Origin of the sequence: Lentimonas sp. CC4, from assembly GCF_902728235.1 — a bacterium.
Classification (GTDB): Bacteria; Verrucomicrobiota; Verrucomicrobiia; order Opitutales; family Coraliomargaritaceae; genus Lentimonas.
The window spans coordinates 3,780,856-3,798,621 of sequence record NZ_CACVBO010000001.1 but is presented as its reverse complement, the minus strand read 5'-3'; the positions used below and the strand labels follow the sequence as shown (position 1 = coordinate 3,798,621).

The window sequence follows — 17,766 nt, the reverse complement described above, 5'->3', positions numbered from 1 at the left end:
TCTGGCATAGTTATGCCACTCGGCGCGCTGTCGGGGACGTTGCATGCTCCATGCAATGCAGCACATTGATTTACTTTTTTTATAATGATAAAATCCATCCGAACTTACCGCTTACAGCATAAGCTGGAAGAATCATTCGGCTTCTCGCAGTGGCACTACGACTGCAGGCACGGACTTCTGGTCGAAGTAATTGACGATTCTGGTGCGGTTGGCTGGGGCGAATGCTATGGCCCAGCTGAGGTTACGCAGTCTGCGATTAATTCCTTTTATGCGCCGTTGTTGATCGGCTGGAACCCGCTACAAAACGAAGCTGCCTGGCAGCATTGCTGGCGTGCCTCTCTGGATTTTGCGCGCAAGGGCATCATGATGGGCGCGATGTCAGGTATTGATATGGCGATGTTGGACTTGAAGGGCAAATTGCTCGGCGTTTCGGCTTCCGAGCTGATGGGCGGTCGATTGCGCGATGAAGTCGCCTGCTATGCGACTGGGATGTATTTCAAAAAAGTGCCGGAGCCTGAATTGCTAGCGGGAATCCTCGAGGAGGCGAAGGGCTACATCGCACAGGGCTTTAAGGCGCTGAAGATCAAAGTCGGTAAAAACATCGAGTTCGACAAGTTGCTAGTGCGTGAGATGCGTAAAGCCTTTCCGGATACGCGCCTGATGGCCGACTCGAATCATGCTTACGATTTACCGGAAGCAATTGAAGTGGGGCGTGTGTTAGACGAGTGCAACTATGCATGGTTCGAAGAGCCGCTCTCCCCGCAGCATCGTGGTCTATTCCGTCAACTTTCTGATAAGCTGGATGTGCCGATTGCAACGGGCGAGTGCGAACAAACCCGTTGGGGCTTTCAAGACCTACTCAGCGCCGGCGGTGTGCAAATCGCTCAGCCTGACCTCGCGTATTGCGGCGGGCCAACTGAAGCGCTGAAGATTCGAGCAATCGCATCTTCGCATGGTGTCAACCTGGTAGCACATGCTTGGGGAACGATGCTCAACCTTGCTACGGCCACTCACTTCTTGGCGACGAATTACTACGAGCCAGGGCGTGCAGAGTCTGCTGAGCCACTACTGGAAGTGGATCGCACGCCGAATCCGATGCGTGATGAGATGTATGCGGTGGCGCTTGAGATCAAAGACGGGGTCGCAACTGTTCCGACTGCGCCTGGACTCGGTGTCGAGCCGGATCGCGAAGCTCTTAAACAATACTGTGTTCAACAAACAGAGAAATAATTTTATGTCTACTCAACTATATCCAATGCTCATCAATGGTCAGTCAGTCACGACTGAGACAACTATCGATGTGATCAATCCATCCACCGAGGAAGTGCTCGGTATGGTGCCTGCTATCAACGAAGCGCTGATTCAAGACAGCTTGGATGCTGCGCAATCCGGCTTTCAAGTATGGTCCAAAATGACGCCAGCAGAGCGTAAGACGATTATTCTTCGCTACGCGGAGCTGCTCGACGCGAACCGTGAGCGTATCGTGACTTTGCTCATGGCGGAGACTGGTAAGACCCGCGAGATTGCTGAATATGATTTTGACATGTTGCCGACGTGTTTGCGTTTCTTCCTCGAAGAGTATGAGCGCCTCGATCAACCCGTGCTGCATGACCCAGATGGCCGCTTTTTGCACTATGTGCAGCGTCAGCCATTAGGAGTAGTTGTCGGTTTCCTCGCTTGGAACTTCCCGCTGTTGAATGTCGGCTACAAGATCGGACCTGCCTTGGCTGCCGGTTGTAGTGTGATCATTAAGCCGTCTTCGTTCACACCGCTGGCGTCTTACGAAGTGGCATACTTGGCGAAGGATGCAGGTATCCCTGACGGTGTGATTAACATGATTACTGCTGCCGATCACTCGGTGACAAACGTGTTGCTTGAGAGTGATGTGCCAGAGTTGGTGACCATGATCGGTTCGACTCGTGGTGGGCTTGAAGTGATGAATGCCTCGTGCACGAGTGTGAAACATTTCTCCGTCGAGCTCGGTGGCAACGGTCCGGTTCTGGTTTATCCAGACTCCGATGTCGAAGCTGCGGCGAACAAAATCGTCGACCTGAAATTTGCAAATACTGGTCAAGTCTGTGTGTCGCCGAACCGTTGCTTTGTGCATGAATCGGTTCATGACGAGTTTGTCGCATTCGCGAAGAAGCGTGCGGCCGATGTCACGATGGGGCCGCTGATCACAGACAAAGAGCGCCAACGCGTGCTCGGTCTCGTTGAATCTGCGAAGGCCGACGGCGCTGAAATCGTCTGCGGTGGCACTGCGGTCGATGGGCCGGGTTATTTCATGGAGCCGACGATCTTGAGCAATGTGAAACGCAAGATGCGTCTGTCGTGTGAAGAGATTTTCGGGCCGGTGCTGCCGATCCTCTCATTCTCGGATGCGGACGACGAGATCGCGTTGGCGAATGACACGGAGTTCGGCCTGGCCGCATACGTGTTCACCAAAGATCTGAAGAAAGCGCTCACTGCGGCGCGCGATATTAAAGCCGGTAGCGTGTGTGTGAACGAGCCACACTATTCGATTCAACTACCACACGGTGGACTGAAGCAGAGCGGCGTCGGCAAAGATTGCTCACGTTATAGCCTACAGGAGTATCTCACTCTGAAGCGTGTGTCCGTTTTAATTGGAGACTAACCCAATCAAAAATATTATGTTTCCAGACGAAATACTTAAACGCCTTGCCGACTCAAAAGTCGTCGCAGGCTTTTCAATCGAAAACGTCGATCATGCCGTGCCGCTTGCGAAAGCGTTGCTGGCAGGCGGGATTGACGTCATCGAACTGACGCTACGCACCGACGCCGGGCTTGAGGCCGTGAAGGCGATCAGCGCGGCAGTGCCTGAGGTCTTACTCGGAGTCGGCACGATTCTGACGCCCGAACAAGCACATGCGGTGAAAGCCGCAGGCGGCCACTTCGGCGTGGCTCCAGGCATGAATCCACGTGTGATTCGTGCGGCGATCGAGGCTGGCTTGCCGTTTGGCCCTGGCATTGCAACGCCATCAGAGCTCGAAATATCGATCGAGTTGGGCTGCCGTTTTGTTAAGTTTTTTCCTGCGGAGGCCGCTGGGGGGATCAAGTATCTCAAAAGTATCAGCACTCCCTATAAGCACCTCGGTATTCAATATTTCCCATTAGGTGGTTTGAATGCCGAGAACATGCACGACTATCTGAAAGAGGACAATGTCCCTTGCATCGGTGGGTCGTGGATCGTGCAACAAGATCTCGTAGATCAAGAAGATTGGGCTGGAATCACTGCCCGTGCAAAAAGCGTCACAGACGCATTGAAATAAGGATACTATTATGAGCAATATCGTCGTTACTTTTGGTGAAATCATGGGTCGCATCGCGGCACCAGAGAATCTTCGTTTACGTCAAACGCGCACGTTTGATGTGACCTACGCAGGCGCTGAGGCCAGCGTGGCTGCATCGATCTGCAACTTTGGAGGCAAGGCACGCTATGTCACTGCGCTGCCAAAGCATAGCTTGGCTGAAGCGACCATGGACTCGGTTCGTGCTGTCGGCATCGATGCGCAGTATATTCTACGCACAGACAAGGGCCGTCTAGGACTCTACTTCCTGGAGACCGGTGCAAATCAACGCCCGAGCAATGTGGTGTATGATCGTGCCGATTCGGCGATCGCGATCACACCTGCCGAGCAGTATGATTGGGAGTCTATTTTTGACGGCGCGAGCTGGTTGCACTTGAGTGGCATCACTCCCGCATTGTCCGCCAATGCTGCAGCAGCGACATTGGTTGCGGCACAAAAAGCCAAAGCAGCTGGTGCACAAGTGTCGATCGATTTGAACTTCCGCGGCAAGCTGTGGGACTGGGATAGCAGTAAGACTGCCCGTGAGTTGGCTCAAGAGACCATGCGTAAGATCCTTCCATTTGTGGACGTGGTCATTGCCAACGAGGAAGACTGTCACGATGTGCTCGGTATTCGTGCCGGTGATACAGATGTGCATTCCGGTGCGCTCGATACGTCACGCTATCCTGATGTCGCACGTCAGGTCGTGCAGCAGTTCCCGAATATCAGTAAGGTGGCGATCACTTTGCGCGAGAGCTATTCCGCAACGCATAACAATTGGGGCGCGATGCTCTTTGATGCGGCGTCCGATAAAGCTGCGTTTGCTCCGTTGGATGCAGATGGCAACTATCAGTCCTACGAGATCAAGAACATCGTCGACCGTGTCGGTGGTGGCGATTCCTTTGCCGGTGGCCTGATCTTTGCACTGACCACTCCTGAGTTGAGCGAGCCTCAAACTGCGGTGAAGTATGCGGTGGCCGCATCGTGCCTGAAGCACTCCATCAAGGGTGACTTTAACTTTTCAACACGCTCCGAGGTCGAAGCCCTCATGGGAGGCTCTGCATCCGGTCGCGTTGTTCGCTAACGTCTCGTTTCTTGTGTGATACCCAAAATGCTTACCAAACTCCTCGCAGTCTCATCCCTTGTTCTCAGTGCATCCTTAGTTGCATCTGAGCGGCCTAATATTGTCCTCATCTTATGTGATGACTTGGGTTATTCAGACGTGGGATTCAATGGATCTCCAGATATTCAGACTCCACAGATGGATCGACTTGCCAGTGATGGCACGATCTTTGGGTCAGCGTATGTGGTGCATCCGTTCTGTGGGCCGAGCCGTATGGGGCTCATTTCAGGGCGCTACCCGCATGAATATGGTGCGCCCTTTAATTTACCCAATAGTGGGCATGGCATCGAGGAATATAATAAACTGGGACTACCGGAGAGTGAGACGACCATTGCAACGGTATTGCAAGATGCTGGTTACTATACTGGTGCGATCGGGAAGTGGCACTTGGGAATTGAGCCTCAATATCATCCAAACAATCGTGGGTTTGATGACTTTTACGGGTTCCTTGGAGGCGGGCATAACTTCTTCCCCGACCAGTATCGAGCGGCCTATCAGAGGCAAAAGGATGCAGGTCAAAAGTATATCAACGACTACCTAGTGCCGCTAGAGCACAACGGTAAAGAGGTGAATGAAACGGAATACTTGACCGATGGGCTTTCGCGTGAAGCGGTGCGCTTTATTAACGAAGCATCGAAAAAGGATCAGCCGTTCTTCCTGTATCTCGCTTACAATGCACCACATACGCCATTAGAAGCCAAAGCTGAGGACATGGAGCAGTATGCGAATATCAAGGACAAGAAACGCCGCCAATTCGCAGGTATGATGGCTGCCGTCGACCGTGGCGTGGGGCAAGTCGCCGAGGCGTTGAGAGACAATGGCGAATTCGAGAACACCTTAGTGATCTTTCTTAGCGATAATGGCGGTAAGCTCAAAGCTGGCGCCACGAATACGCCATTGAGCGGCGAGAAGGGCACCACGACTGAAGGTGGCTTCCGCGTGCCGATGTTTATGCACTGGCCGAAGCATGTGCGTGCCGGTGTGAACTTCGACTATCCCGTCTCCGCGCTCGATTTTTATCCGACCTTTGCCGCGCTCGGTGAAGCCACCATTCCTGAGCATAAGGAACTGGATGGTTTAAATGTCATGCCAGCGATCATCGAAGGCACCAATCCGCGCGAGGGTGGTATGATTTTTGCCATGCGTCACCGTAGTAGCTTTACGGATGTCGGTGCACGCCAGGATCAGTGGAAGATTGTGCGCGAGGGCAATCGCCCGTGGCGACTGTATGATATTACAAAGGATATCTCCGAGAAGCATGATCTGAGCGGCCAATATCCAGAATTGTTGGAGTCCATGGTGTCGAAAGTCGAGCAATGGAGCCGCACGCATACCGAGCCGAGGTGGTTCCACGCCATGGAAGCGCGTGATATGTGGAATGAGCAGGACATGCCCAATTACGATAAGGACTTTGAGATTCGTTGAGTCTGTCTCAAATTACTCAAGTCCTTAAGGATTTGGCTTACGGGTGGTAGCAGCACTCCGCTGAAACAGCTAGCAGGAACGCTACGGTCAATTTATGGAATGAAGTGTTTGCAGGCGACTTTCGCGAACCGTTATCACCGTTTTCGTTTGGAGTGTTGTGGTGGTATCGATGGCTTTTCGGGGTGCGTTGCGTTGTGGCGTTTTCGCGGTCTTCGCGAGCAAAGCCCCTACTGGTGGCGATTGTTAAAGTTGCACGCTACGGGCTTTGTCCAACTTAGATGGGGGGCACGCTGCCCAGATTACAGGATCAGCTATGTTTATTAGAGTATTCGCTATTCTCTGATTCGTCCAAATATGGGATACTTCGCTATTATCACAGACCTTATGTCTCACTGACGCAGCCGAACGGGCTGTTTCTTACTGAACCGCCCCTTTATTCTGAAAATTATGACCTCATATCAACGCAATGCATTTACCTTCGCCACGATCGTGGCAATGGGGGGCTTTCTATTTGGCTTAGATGCCGTTCTTATTTCCGGAACGCTTGAGTTCCTTAAACTTGAGTTTGGCTTGAGTTCTTTAGAGGTCGGCACTGCGGCCAGTGCGCCAGCGCTGGGTGTGTTAATTGCGCTGCCGTTTGCGGGTTATCTGAGTGATCGTTGGGGGCGTAAACTCGCGATCCTGGTGGTGGCTGTCTTGTATTTGGTTTCAGCGCTAGGTTCCGCCTTTGCAACGAGCTTTGAAATGCTGGTCGCCGCCCGTTTCTTGGGTGGGTTGGCATTTAGTTCGATTACATTGGCTTCGATGTATATCGGTGAAATTGCTCCGCCAGCATGGCGCGGGAAGCTCGTGTCGATGACACAGATCAACATCGTCGTCGGCTTATCTGGCGCGTATTTTGTCAATCACTACATCTTACAGCTCGCAGGCTCTGGGTCTGATTTGGCGCTCTCCCTGGGGGTGGATAAACATACATGGCGCTGGATGCTTGGTTCGGAAATCCCGTTTGCACTCGTCTGGTTTTTCCTGCTTCTGAAAATCCCAGAAAGTCCTTACTGGCTCATGCTGCAAAAGCGCGTCGAGTGTGCAAAGTCGACCTTGCGTAAACTGCTTCCCGAAGAACAGATTGGCCATCACATCGATGAGATGAATGACAGTATGCATATGGGCGATGAGAAGCACACGATCGGAGGGCAAATCAAGGAAATGCTCGGCAGTCCGATGCGTTTGACGATGATCATTGCGTTGACGATTTCGGTCGCTCAGCAAGCTACAGGGATCAATGCGATTCTGGTGTATGCCCCGACGGTGTTCCAGCAATTGGGGGCCGGCGAAAATGCAGCCTTTTCTCAAGCGATTTGGATTGGATTGACCGCGTTGGTCTTCACGGTTTTCGGATTACTGCTGGTGGATAAGCTGGGTCGTCGTCCGCTCATTATCGGCGGCATGGTTTGGATTATCGTGAGTCTTGGTCTGAGCTCCTTCGCATTTCACGAAGCACGCTATGTTTTGACTCAAGAGGATATTGCCGAAATGTCCGAGACGGTGGATGTCGTTGCGCTTAGCTCCATGGTTGATGTCGAGTATGCAAGTGACATCGCATTTAAGCAGGCGCTGAAGACTGCCATTGGCGACGAAGCTGCGGCAAAGTATCAAAACGACATTCTGGCGAAGGCGATCGATATGAATGCAAAGCTCGTGTTGATCTGTATCTTAAGTGTGGTCGCAGCCTTCCATATTTCTGTCGGTCCATTGATGTGGGTGCTCTTTTCAGAGATCTTCCCGATCACAGTGCGCGGACTCGCGATTCCGTTCTTCGCGATCGTCAGCAGCATCGTGAACTATGTGGTGCAGCAGTTCTTTCCTTGGCAATTGGAGAATATGGGCATGAGCCCGATCTTCCTCTGCTATGCCGTGACGGTGGCGGTTGGACTCGTGGTGCTCTTCTTCACCCTGAAGGAAACGAAGAACATGACGATTGAAGAAATTCAAGCCGCACTCTCGAAATAGTCGCACGGCTGCGCAGCAACCAATCACTTCTAATTGTAACACACATTTATTTGAATTCTTATGACTGATACAATCATTCACTCTAAAACGGAACTGAACACATCTGAGAGTCCACACGTGGCACTCCGATCCATTAATCATGGAGATTGCCGTTGGACGGAAGGCTTCTGGGCGGACAAGACTAAGGTTTGCGAAGAAGTGATGGTGCCTTACATGGGCACCTTGTTGAAGGGCGATATCGGCCACGGCTATAACAACTTCAAGATCGCAGCGGGGCTGAAAGAGGGGAAGCACCAAGGTGAGTTCTGGCATGATGCCGATTTCTTTAAATGGATGGAAGCGGCTTGCTACGTCTACGGTTTAAACGAGAACGAATCCATCATTACCGAGCTTGACGAGATCATTGATGTCCTTGCGCAAGCGCAAGAAGCGGATGGCTATCTGCACGCTTATATTCAGATCAATGGCATCGACCATTTCTCGAATCGTAAGTATCACGAGATGTATAACTGTGGCCACCTTTACACCACGGCTTGTATCCACCATCGTATGACGGGGAAGACCAACTTCCTGGACATTGCGATCAAGAATGCGGATCTACTCTGCAAGCTCTTTAACCCATGCCCAGATGAATTGAAGCGTTTCGGTTTTAACCAAACTCAGATCATGGGACTGGTTGAGCTTTACCGCACGGTGAAGGATAAGCGCTATCTGGAACTGGCTGAGATTTTTATCAACAATCGTGGTCAGTCCGAAATGGTGCACGATTCCACCACGGTCGGCTATCCAATTGGCGATATGGTGCAAGAACGTGTGCCGCTACGCGATGAGACTGAAGCGGTCGGGCACGCCGTGCTCGCACTGTATTACTATTCCGGTGCGGCTGATGTGTATGCAGAGACTGGTGAGAAGGCGCTAATTGATGCGCTGGATCGTCTTTGGGACAATGTCACAAAAAAGAAGATGTATGCCACCGGTGCCGTCGGTCAGACGCACTACGGTGCCTCGTCACGTCTCGATATGATCGAAGAGGGCTTCATCGACGAATACATGATGCCGAATATGACCGCATACAATGAGACCTGTGCGAACATCTGTAATGCGATGTTCAGTCACCGTATGCTCGGCATTAAGGGCGAATCCAAATACGCCGACATTATGGAGCTCGTGCTGCATAACAGTAGCCTCTCTGGGATCAGTATCTGTGGTAAGAAATACTACTATGCGAACCCTTTGCGTAAGATCGAAGGCGCGCGCGATTACTCGGTGATGAATACCGAGTCGCCAGATCGCTTGCCCTATCTCTACTGCTTCTGCTGCCCGCCGAATGTCGTTCGCACCATCGCGAAGTCTTCGTCCTGGGCCTACAGTCTTTCCGAGAACGGTGTGTCCGTGAATCTTTACGGTGGTAATACTCTCTCGACCACCATGTCGGACGGTTCTCAAATTGCGCTCAAGCAAGAAACTCAGTATCCATGGGAAGGCCTAGTGAAGATTACCGTCGAATCCTGTAAGGAGGACGCATTTGAAATCCTATTGCGTATCCCAGATTGGGCGCATGGCACCAGTATCAAGATCAACGGCGAGGTGTCTGGCATAGCTGCGGTTCCTGGTTCGTTTGCTAAGATCGAGCGCAATTGGAAGGCCGGCGATGTCATCGAAATCGACATGCCTATGGACATTCGCTTCATCGAAGGCCACACGCGTATCGAAGAGATTCGCAACCAAGTCGCGATCAAACGTGGACCCGTTGTGTATTGTGTGGAATCTCCAGACCTGCCGAAAGATGCGAACATCGTCGATGTATACGTTTCAGGTGATACTGAACTGACGTTAAAGCATCAGCCACAGTTCCTTGGTGGTCTCACTACGATTCATGGCAACGTGCTACTGCGTAAAGATAATGCCGCACCAGGCATGTATCACGAGGTGAAGAAGCCTGAGTTCATCCCGCATGATGCACAGTTCGTGCCTTACTATGCATGGAGTAATCGCGGCGCAGCCGAGATGTCCGTCTTTCTGCCTGTTATTTGGAGCTAGCCGATTGATATGCAAGGTGTAACCAGATGGATCAGTTTGATTGTGGCTAGTGGATTGGCTTGCGCATCCGCAGCGAATCTGAGCCGTCCGAATGTGGTGCTCATCTATGGCGACGATGTCGGTTATGCCGATGTCGGCGTCAATGGTGCCACGCAGATCGACACGCCGAATATCGACCAGCTTGCTGCTGGGGGATTGAACTTCACCGACGGACACAGTTCCGCCTCCACTTGCACACCCTCGCGTTACTCGCTGTTGACTGGTGTTCAAGCCTTTCGCCATAACGTGAGGATTGCGCCGCCGAACGAACCGTTGTTGATCGATCCAGATGCCATGACGTTGCCTCGTCTGTTCAAACAAGCTGGCTACAGCACAGGCATCGTTGGCAAATGGCACTTGGGTCTGGGGGACAAAGACACGGGGCCGAATTGGAACGGAGCCTTGAAACCGGGGCCGCTGGAACTGGGCTTCGATTCGGCTTTTCTACTGCCTACTACGAATGATCGTGTGCCATGTGTGTATGTTGATGGGCATCATGTGGTGAACTTAGATCCCAATGATCCGATCTATGTCGGCGACACACTTGCCGATGTGCAGATCGCAGGTAGCACACAATATCCGGATGCCCGCAAAGATTCTAATGAGGTGTTCTATAAAAGTATTGTGAACGGCATCGGACGTATCGGCTACATGTCTGGAGGTCAGTCTGCGTTGTGGGACGATTATACTTCGACGGATGTATTCGTCGGCAAAGCTCGTGAGTTTATCACTGAGCATCGTGATCAACCTTTCTTCCTCATATACTCGGCACAGGATATTCACATTCCGAATGCCCCGAATCAGCGCTTCAAAGGTGCCACGAAGCTGGGGTCTCGTGGAGATGCGATGGTGCAATTGGATTGGGCGGTCGGTGCGATTCTAGAAGAACTCGAAAGATACGGGTTGTCTGAGAATACCATCGTAATTTTTACGAGTGATAATGGCCCGACGCATCACGATGACAGCTATCCATCGACTGAAAAGGTGGAGCTCTATTCTCCTAAAAGCGGCAATGGACATGATGCCTCTGGCCCATGGCGGGGCGGTAAGTATGAGATCTATGAAGGTTCCACGCGTGTGCCTATGGTCATTCGTTGGCCGGCAAAGATTCAGGCCGGCACTTCGCAAGCGACGGTGAACCAGATCGATTACATGGCTTCGTTTGCGAATTTGCTGAATGTCGAACTAAGTGCAGATGAAGGTCGCGACAGCCGCGATGCACTTGCGGCGCTGCTTGGTGAAGATGCCACCGGTTCTGAATTATTGATCGAGGAGGGCAGGGGCGTCGCCCTGCGCATGGGTGACTGGAAGTTTATTCCCGCGATGGCGCCGAAATATGCCCGAGGCTTTTGGCCACTCGAAGACTGCCTATATGACCTCAGCAAGGATGTCGGTGAGCAGAACAACCTCATCCTACAATACCCCGAGAAAGCGCAGAGCATGTCACTGCGCCTGAAAGAATTAAAGTCATCCAAGAGCATCCGTGCTTATTCACAAACACACTAATGCCATTCCCACGGGTGAATGGCTGAATCCTTCTACTAATTAATACTATGATCATCAAAAAATACGGCTCAAGTTGTATGCAATATGGGTTCACGCTGTTGGCCTGTCTCGTAGTCGGCACTAGCTGCCATCTAGCCGAAGCAGAGTCACAATACGAAGCACAAGCCTTGTCCAAAATTAGCTCAATCGAGAGTTTAATGGCGGACGCACGTTCGAAGTCGATCGACGTCACTCGTGAGGAAACCGTTGTCTGGTTTTCTAAGGAATTTCTGAAGTTTGCCAATTGGGACGAAGCCAATACGGAGGCGAATGAATATTTGTTTGGTGTGTATCATCAGCCCTTTAAGAGTCAGAAAAAGAAGCTGGCCGAGGAGTTGCCTGACTTTGAACGCAAAAAAGTGATCGAGATGCTCGATGATGGGATCGATACACTTGAAGATGTCTTGAGCGGAAAGATTGTTCGCCGCCCGGTTAACAAGGTCGATTGGCAAAACATCGAAGTGAGTGAAGATGTATTGCTGAGCAATGGTAAGCCGATCTTTCTCTATGATTATTTCTCTAAGTCAGTGGGGCGTCCGTTGACTGATACCCAGGTTTACAACGACCATCTAGGGGCAATTTTCCACGGTGGGGAGAACCTGTATCCAGTCGATCACGACCGCGCGATCAATTCATTCCTACTTCAGGAAGATGGCACGTTTGACGACGCACTCTTGAGCGAGATCACCGATATCTCCGACACGAACGTCGGCTTTCTATTGTTCTGGAACGGCGGCATTCCTGATTGGGTGCTAGAGCAGGAGCCTGAAGCCAATTTAGGTCGCGGCCTTTTTACAGGCTTTGATATCGATAATCCTCTCGTGCGTGATGTGTGGGGACAGATTGCTCAAAAGTCAGGAGAGCTCACTCAGGGCAAAAAGGTGACTCAGCTCGGTTACATTCTTTCAAATGAACCGCACTGGTATGCCGCAAAAGAGCATTGGACGCAGCGTTACAAGGAAATGAATGCTTTGTCCTCTTATACGGATGCGAACTTCAAGGTCTGGTTAGAGCAAAACTACGACGGTGACATCAAACTGTTGAATCAGAATTGGAAGACATCGTTTGCTAGCTTCGATGCTGTGACGTATCCGTTCCCGATTTCACGTTCTTACAGAGGCAAACCTATGTGGTATGATTTCTGCCGTTATAATATGGATCGTGTCACGGATTGGTTTACCTACATTCAAGATGAGTTGCGTAAAGGTAACCCAGATGCAGATACGAGCATTAAGTTGCAGCCCAATCTCTTTTCCGAGAACTATCGCTCGCACGGTATCGATATGGAAGCATTGACGGAACTCACATCCATCATCGGTGATGATGCGAAGACGCAATGGATTCGCAATCTCAACGCGAAGCAGCCGGCGCCGTGGGAAGCACATTACGCTTATTTCTGGGAAGAATTGAGCATGACTTACGATTTCATGGAATCGGTCTCGCCCAACAAAATTCACTTTAATTCGGAAAATCACTTTCTCTCTGCTTCATGGGTGAGAGAGCTGGACCAGCCAGCAGCCTATGTGCGAAACGTTTACTGGTTGGCCACGATTCAGGGGATGGACGCGAATCTCGCATGGTGGTGGGCGCGCGATCCAGACGGTTCACCTGAAGACCGCATGGAAGGAGAGTTGGATTTCTTCGATCCAGCACTCGCGGGCTCGTATGCGGCATCTGCCAACCAGCAGCCGCATGTAGTCAATGAAGTGACGCAGGTCATGTATGATCTGAACAGCTTCTCTGAGGAGGTGATGGCTGTCCGCAAGCAACGCCGCCCCATTCGTTTTTTCTACTCTGAAACTTCGGCGATTAATAAGCCGCGTCATATGTCGGAACATTTTGAAGTTTATGAGCAATTGTTCTTCGAAGGTTTTCCGCTCGGTTATGCGACCCAGAAGATCATCCAGAAGCAAGATGCTAACGAATGGGACGCAATCCTAGTTTATAAGACTGAGTTTGTGACCGATGCCGAGTTTGATGCGCTGCAGGGCTATTTGGATAATGGGGGCACCGTCTTGCTGGACAGTCAAAGCCTCACCAAGAATGAATATGGTCAATCACGCAGCAAACAGTTGAAGGCTAGCAAAGGGAAGCTGGTTGCTCTTGGAGCAGACCGCTTGCTTGGATCAATTAAAGACCTCGCGCTTGAGCAATTGCCAGATGACTTACTGCCGATTTTGGTGCATGAAGACAATGGCACCACGCATAAGGGCTGCACTTGGCGAGTGGTCAAGAATCTGACTGGTGATGGATATCTTGTGAACATTCTGAACCTAGGAAAGCACTCAGCTGACTTGAACTTGACACGTCAAAGCGGCGAATCCGTAGCTGCGGTCAACATGTTAACCGGCCAAACAATTGGTTCCGAATTTGAACTAGAGCCGAACGGAGTTCTCTTACTGGAGGTGAAGGTAGGACTATGATTTACGATCGAGTCAGAGGTATACTTCTGAGCGCGTGCGCACTATCCATTGTGCCTGCGTTGAATGGAGGCAGCTCAGACAAGCCATTGCCATTCTCAGATCCCGACAATGTCGGTGGATGGGTTTACAACACAGTGGTGAGCGATGAGTTTGAGGGCACCGAGATCGATGAAGATCGTTGGTATATCGTAGGAAAATTCAAAGACGGCGTTCCTTTTTATAAGCATCCCGATAAGCCAGAGAAACGAGTGTGGACGGGGCGTGCGCCGTCGCAGTTTTCTGGGCGTAACTATCGTCTGGAAGACGGTAAGCTGAAGCTTGAGACGCGCTGGGAGCCTGACTTCCCGTTTAGCGATGAGATACGTCAGCCTGTCTTTGGCGAAGCGCTGCCTTATGAGAATATCACCACAGCTTGCTTCATTTCGCGCAAGGAATTTAAGTATGGCTACATCGAGATTAAGAGTAAGGCCGCCGATGCGCAGGTCACCAGCGCCTTTTGGTCGATGGGCGAGGGCATCGAGTTTGACTTCTTCGAAGCCTATGGAGATGGACGCGGCAATAAATCGCACCTCGATAGCCAGTTGTGGTGGTCGATTCGTGATTGGACCAATCTAAAGGGGCAACCTTCTTATACCGAGCGAAAGGACATCGGTTTTCGCTTCGCTGACGATTTCCATGTGTATGGGATCGAGTGGGATGAGACTGGCATTAAATACTATGTCGATGGTGAGCGCTTTACAGGCGTAACCGCTGAAGAGGCGACCGCATGGGCGAAGAAAAATCGTGATGTCCCCGATGACTACGATGGATATGTCGCCACGGTGCCGATCAATATTTGGTTGGATAACGAAATATTTCCATGGCACGGAATTCCCGAGAGTAAAGAAGACTTGGAGCTCAACAGCCCCGCTGGCGAGAAAGAGGACGGAGTCGTCGATTACGAAATCGAGTATGTCCGTGTCTGGCAGAAAGCGAACTGACCTACTATTGTATGAACCACTAAATGTATCTGATATGAAACGAATTTCCACAATTTTAGCAGCGGGCTGTCTCGCATTAAGTAGTTTTGCTGCAAGTCAGCCGAACGTTCTGTTCATTGCGATCGACGACCTGCGTCCCGAACTGGGCTGCTATGGCTCTGAGATTGCGATCTCTCCGAACCTCGACAAATTGGCGAGTCAGGGCTTGCTCTTTAACCGGGCCTATTGTCAAGAGGCGATTTGCGGTCCATCACGTGCCAGCCTTATGAGTGGCATGCGCCCCGATAGTAATCGTGTGGTCGAGAACTCTGCGAATTTGCGTGAGCTCAACCCCGATCTAGTGACGCTTTCGCAGCACTTCATTGCCAACGGCTACGAGGCGGTGCAAATCGGTAAGATTTATCATAACCTGGTGCACTCCGATCCTGAGTTTTCTTGGAGCCGTGATCCCGCTCGGATTAAACTTAAAAAGCCGTATTATCCTTACGCATTGAAGGAGAACCGTGCGATCCAAGCGCGTAATAAAAAGACGCTCGAAGCCAAATATGGCAAAGGCATCGGACGCACCGGTATCGTGCAAGGGCCTGCCTATGAGTTCGCAGATGTCGCGGATACGGAATATCGTGATGGCTATAATGCACAGGTCGCGATTGCTACGCTCAAGGAAATGTTGCAGGAGGATAAGCCTTTCTTCCTCGGCATGGGCTTCTATAAACCACACCTCGATTTTATCGCACCCAAGCGTTATTGGGATATGTATGACCACGACGATATTCCACTTGCGACACAAGTCGAAGGCCCCAAGGACGGTGCTGCGATGGGCTTACATGCTTCGTTTGAGTTACGTGTGCGCGATGGAATTCCAAAAAGTGGCGATATTGACGACGAATTAGCGCGTAACTTGAAGCACGCGTATCTCGCATGTGTCACTTATATTGATGCGCAGATCGGTCTTGTGATCGAAGCTCTGGAAGAGGCAGGCGTGCGCGATAATACCATCATTATCGTCTGGGGCGACCATGGTTGGCACCTCGGAGATATGGGAATTTGGGGCAAGGCGACGAATTACGAAATTGCAACGCGTGTGCCGATGATGATTTGGACACCAGACATGCCAGCAGGCAGTCGTGGCAAAACGACGGATGCACTGGTCGAATTGGTTGATATTTATCCGACACTCACAGAGTTGGCCGGGTTACCGATGCCTGATCATTTAGAAGGCACGAGCTTTACACCATTGCTCGCAGATCCGAGCCGTCCGTGGGAAGCCGCAGCATTCAGCCAGTTCCCAGATCCTGCTCTACGTGAGTGGGCTGCAAACCCACTGTCTCCTGGTATGCGTGAGACATTCTTCGGGCCACTGATCAAAGAAGTCGAAGGTCGTATTATCGAGCAGCAAGGTGAGAAGTGGGATCGCGATCTCTTCGAGAATCGCCTGATGGGTTACAGCATGCGCACAGATCGCTATCGCTTGGTCGTTTGGAAGGATGTCGAAAACCCAAGCGCCGAGCCTGTCTTCGTCGAGCTGTATGATCACGACCAAGATGCCAACGAAACGGTTAACATCGCAAAGGACAATGCAGCCATCGTCGAAGAATTGCTCAAGCAGTTTGATGCGGGTTGGCAGGGCAGTCGCCCGACTTGTTGTGCGAAGTAGCAGTGTCGGAATTGGCCTTCTTTATTGTTAGAATGCCACTGTTATTTGGAACCGTGAGGAGTTATACTCTATATGTCTATGAATAATACCCAATGCATACTTACGCTCGTCTGCACCCTAGCATTTGCTGGTTGCTCCGAAACCACTAAAGAGAGTCAACCATCCGCTCCACAAGCACCTGCTTCCAGTTTAGGAACGTCTCCTGCGCAACGAGTAGAGCCTGTGATGGAGGTGCCAGACGTTATCTCTCCAATCGAAATGCACGAACCTGCGATCGCAGCCATCGTCGTTGAGCCAGAGCCGATCATCGTCGTAGCACCTGCGCCCATCGTGGAGGTGATCGAAGTCGTCGAGCCAGAACCAGTGATAGTCGAAGTCGTCGAACCAGAGCCAGAGGTTGTTGTCGAGACACCCGCACCAGAATACGTCTTCCCTCCGAAGACGCCGCGCAATTTACAGCAACGCTTTAGAGACAACGATGTGGATCAGGATGGTTATCTTTCGCTCGAAGAGTTCACTAGCTACTTGTCAGTGTGGTTGGCTCAGAATCAACCACACCGCGACGCTAAGACATGGGCGCCGGGGCCTTTTAAGAAGAAAGATACGAATGGTGACGGTAAGTTGAGCCCCGCGGAGGCATTTGGTCAGTAGCCAGCCTCTGTGTAAGAATCGCAATGTATATTATAGGAACGTCACTAGGCGGGTAGGCTGAAATCTGTTAAATTCTTCATCAGGTAATTTCATATAGGATTATTGTTAGGGTTAGGAAACACTTCGGTGTTTCGAATTTGAGGGTATATAGGGTGCCCTTGAATTGAGGCGCGAACTTCGGTTCGCGCCTTTTTTCGTGTCAGTGACTGGGTTTTACATCGGCGATGTGATGATTTATTTTTCCTTACGCAAATGGAATGGTGCTGATTACGCCGCCGCAGAACGGCCCGCTAACAGATCACGGGGCTCCATGCAGGATTAAAATCGGTGGTTTAACTCACCTTTTTAGGTTTAATAGATGGAGCGTTTACAGGGGCATTTATGGAGCGTAGGCCTCCGGCCTACGGTTGTGGTGGCGAGACGCTTAGGTCCGGTTCGTAGGGCGAGACGCTTAGATTCGGTTCGTAGGGCGAGACGCCCACGCTCCATAGCGTGCGAAAACCGAGCTCCTCGAAGTTATATAATTTTTTCATTTGTGGGCTTAACACACCGTTATAGTGCTGCA

The 17,766-nt window shown here is 51.2% G+C and carries 13 protein-coding genes; 12 read left to right on the top strand and 1 reads right to left on the bottom strand.

Annotated features, from left to right (window positions below; translation table 11 throughout):
* Positions 1–84: 84 nt before the first annotated feature.
* The 12 genes from GZZ87_RS16185 (at position 85) to GZZ87_RS16130 (ending at position 17,201) form a co-directional block, all read left to right on the top strand.
* The gene (locus GZZ87_RS16185; protein ID WP_244648101.1) at positions 85–1,230 is read left to right on the top strand and encodes a mandelate racemase/muconate lactonizing enzyme family protein; all 1,146 of its coding nucleotides are present in this window, start codon (positions 85–87) and stop codon (positions 1,228–1,230) included.
* A gap of 4 nt (positions 1,231–1,234) precedes the next feature.
* On the top strand, positions 1,235–2,635 hold the full coding sequence (locus GZZ87_RS16180; RefSeq protein ID WP_162024611.1) for an aldehyde dehydrogenase family protein: 1,401 nt from the start codon (positions 1,235–1,237) through the stop codon (positions 2,633–2,635).
* A 16-nt stretch (positions 2,636–2,651) separates the two neighbouring features.
* Positions 2,652–3,290, top strand: a complete 639-nt coding sequence (gene eda, locus GZZ87_RS16175) for a bifunctional 4-hydroxy-2-oxoglutarate aldolase/2-dehydro-3-deoxy-phosphogluconate aldolase (protein WP_178106547.1) — start codon at positions 2,652–2,654, stop codon at positions 3,288–3,290.
* 10 nt (positions 3,291–3,300) lie between these two features.
* Positions 3,301–4,392 carry a sugar kinase gene (locus tag GZZ87_RS16170; protein WP_162024610.1) on the top strand — a complete coding sequence of 364 codons (1,092 nt, stop codon included), beginning with the start codon at positions 3,301–3,303 and terminating at the stop codon, positions 4,390–4,392.
* Between the two features lie 27 nt (positions 4,393–4,419).
* The gene (locus GZZ87_RS16165; protein WP_162024609.1) at positions 4,420–5,856 is read left to right on the top strand and encodes a sulfatase-like hydrolase/transferase; all 1,437 of its coding nucleotides are present in this window, start codon (positions 4,420–4,422) and stop codon (positions 5,854–5,856) included.
* 447 nt (positions 5,857–6,303) lie between these two features.
* On the top strand, positions 6,304–7,866 hold the full coding sequence (locus GZZ87_RS16160) for an MFS transporter (RefSeq protein ID WP_162024608.1): 1,563 nt from the start codon (positions 6,304–6,306) through the stop codon (positions 7,864–7,866).
* 60 nt (positions 7,867–7,926) lie between these two features.
* Positions 7,927–9,906, top strand: a complete 1,980-nt coding sequence (locus tag GZZ87_RS16155; RefSeq protein ID WP_162024607.1) for a beta-L-arabinofuranosidase domain-containing protein — start codon at positions 7,927–7,929, stop codon at positions 9,904–9,906.
* Between the two features lie 9 nt (positions 9,907–9,915).
* Positions 9,916–11,451, top strand: coding sequence for an arylsulfatase (locus GZZ87_RS16150; RefSeq protein ID WP_162024606.1), 1,536 nt, complete (start codon positions 9,916–9,918; stop codon positions 11,449–11,451).
* A gap of 47 nt (positions 11,452–11,498) precedes the next feature.
* A complete protein-coding gene (locus GZZ87_RS16145) occupies positions 11,499–13,913 on the top strand; it encodes a glycoside hydrolase family 42 (protein WP_244648102.1) in 2,415 nt (804 codons plus the stop codon).
* Positions 13,910–14,893 carry a family 16 glycosylhydrolase gene (locus GZZ87_RS16140; protein ID WP_162024605.1) on the top strand — a complete coding sequence of 328 codons (984 nt, stop codon included), beginning with the start codon at positions 13,910–13,912 and terminating at the stop codon, positions 14,891–14,893. The genes GZZ87_RS16145 and GZZ87_RS16140 overlap by 4 nt, the downstream gene beginning before the upstream one ends.
* Positions 14,894–14,927: 34 nt before the next feature.
* Positions 14,928–16,550, top strand: coding sequence for a sulfatase (locus GZZ87_RS16135; RefSeq protein ID WP_162024604.1), 1,623 nt, complete (start codon positions 14,928–14,930; stop codon positions 16,548–16,550).
* Between the two features lie 78 nt (positions 16,551–16,628).
* On the top strand, positions 16,629–17,201 hold the full coding sequence (locus GZZ87_RS16130; protein WP_162051199.1) for an EF-hand domain-containing protein: 573 nt from the start codon (positions 16,629–16,631) through the stop codon (positions 17,199–17,201).
* 401 nt (positions 17,202–17,602) lie between these two features.
* Here the strand turns inward: GZZ87_RS16130 and GZZ87_RS19925 are convergent, their stop codons facing one another.
* The gene (locus tag GZZ87_RS19925) at positions 17,603–17,734 is read right to left on the bottom strand and encodes a hypothetical protein (RefSeq protein ID WP_280178246.1); all 132 of its coding nucleotides are present in this window, start codon (positions 17,732–17,734) and stop codon (positions 17,603–17,605) included.
* Positions 17,735–17,766: the final 32 nt, after the last annotated feature.

Coding starts and splice junctions, on each gene's coding strand:
- GZZ87_RS16130 (WP_162051199.1), top strand. CDS start 16,629: ATGAATAATACCCAATGCATACTTACGCTCGTCTGCACCCTAGCATTT.
- GZZ87_RS16180 (WP_162024611.1), top strand. CDS start 1,235: ATGTCTACTCAACTATATCCAATGCTCATCAATGGTCAGTCAGTCACG.
- GZZ87_RS16140 (WP_162024605.1), top strand. CDS start 13,910: ATGATTTACGATCGAGTCAGAGGTATACTTCTGAGCGCGTGCGCACTA.
- GZZ87_RS16165 (WP_162024609.1), top strand. CDS start 4,420: ATGCTTACCAAACTCCTCGCAGTCTCATCCCTTGTTCTCAGTGCATCC.
- GZZ87_RS19925 (WP_280178246.1), bottom strand. CDS start 17,734: ATGAAAAAATTATATAACTTCGAGGAGCTCGGTTTTCGCACGCTATGG.
- GZZ87_RS16150 (WP_162024606.1), top strand. CDS start 9,916: ATGCAAGGTGTAACCAGATGGATCAGTTTGATTGTGGCTAGTGGATTG.
- GZZ87_RS16170 (WP_162024610.1), top strand. CDS start 3,301: ATGAGCAATATCGTCGTTACTTTTGGTGAAATCATGGGTCGCATCGCG.
- GZZ87_RS16155 (WP_162024607.1), top strand. CDS start 7,927: ATGACTGATACAATCATTCACTCTAAAACGGAACTGAACACATCTGAG.
- GZZ87_RS16160 (WP_162024608.1), top strand. CDS start 6,304: ATGACCTCATATCAACGCAATGCATTTACCTTCGCCACGATCGTGGCA.
- eda (WP_178106547.1), top strand. CDS start 2,652: ATGTTTCCAGACGAAATACTTAAACGCCTTGCCGACTCAAAAGTCGTC.
- GZZ87_RS16145 (WP_244648102.1), top strand. CDS start 11,499: ATGATCATCAAAAAATACGGCTCAAGTTGTATGCAATATGGGTTCACG.
- GZZ87_RS16135 (WP_162024604.1), top strand. CDS start 14,928: ATGAAACGAATTTCCACAATTTTAGCAGCGGGCTGTCTCGCATTAAGT.
- GZZ87_RS16185 (WP_244648101.1), top strand. CDS start 85: ATGATAAAATCCATCCGAACTTACCGCTTACAGCATAAGCTGGAAGAA.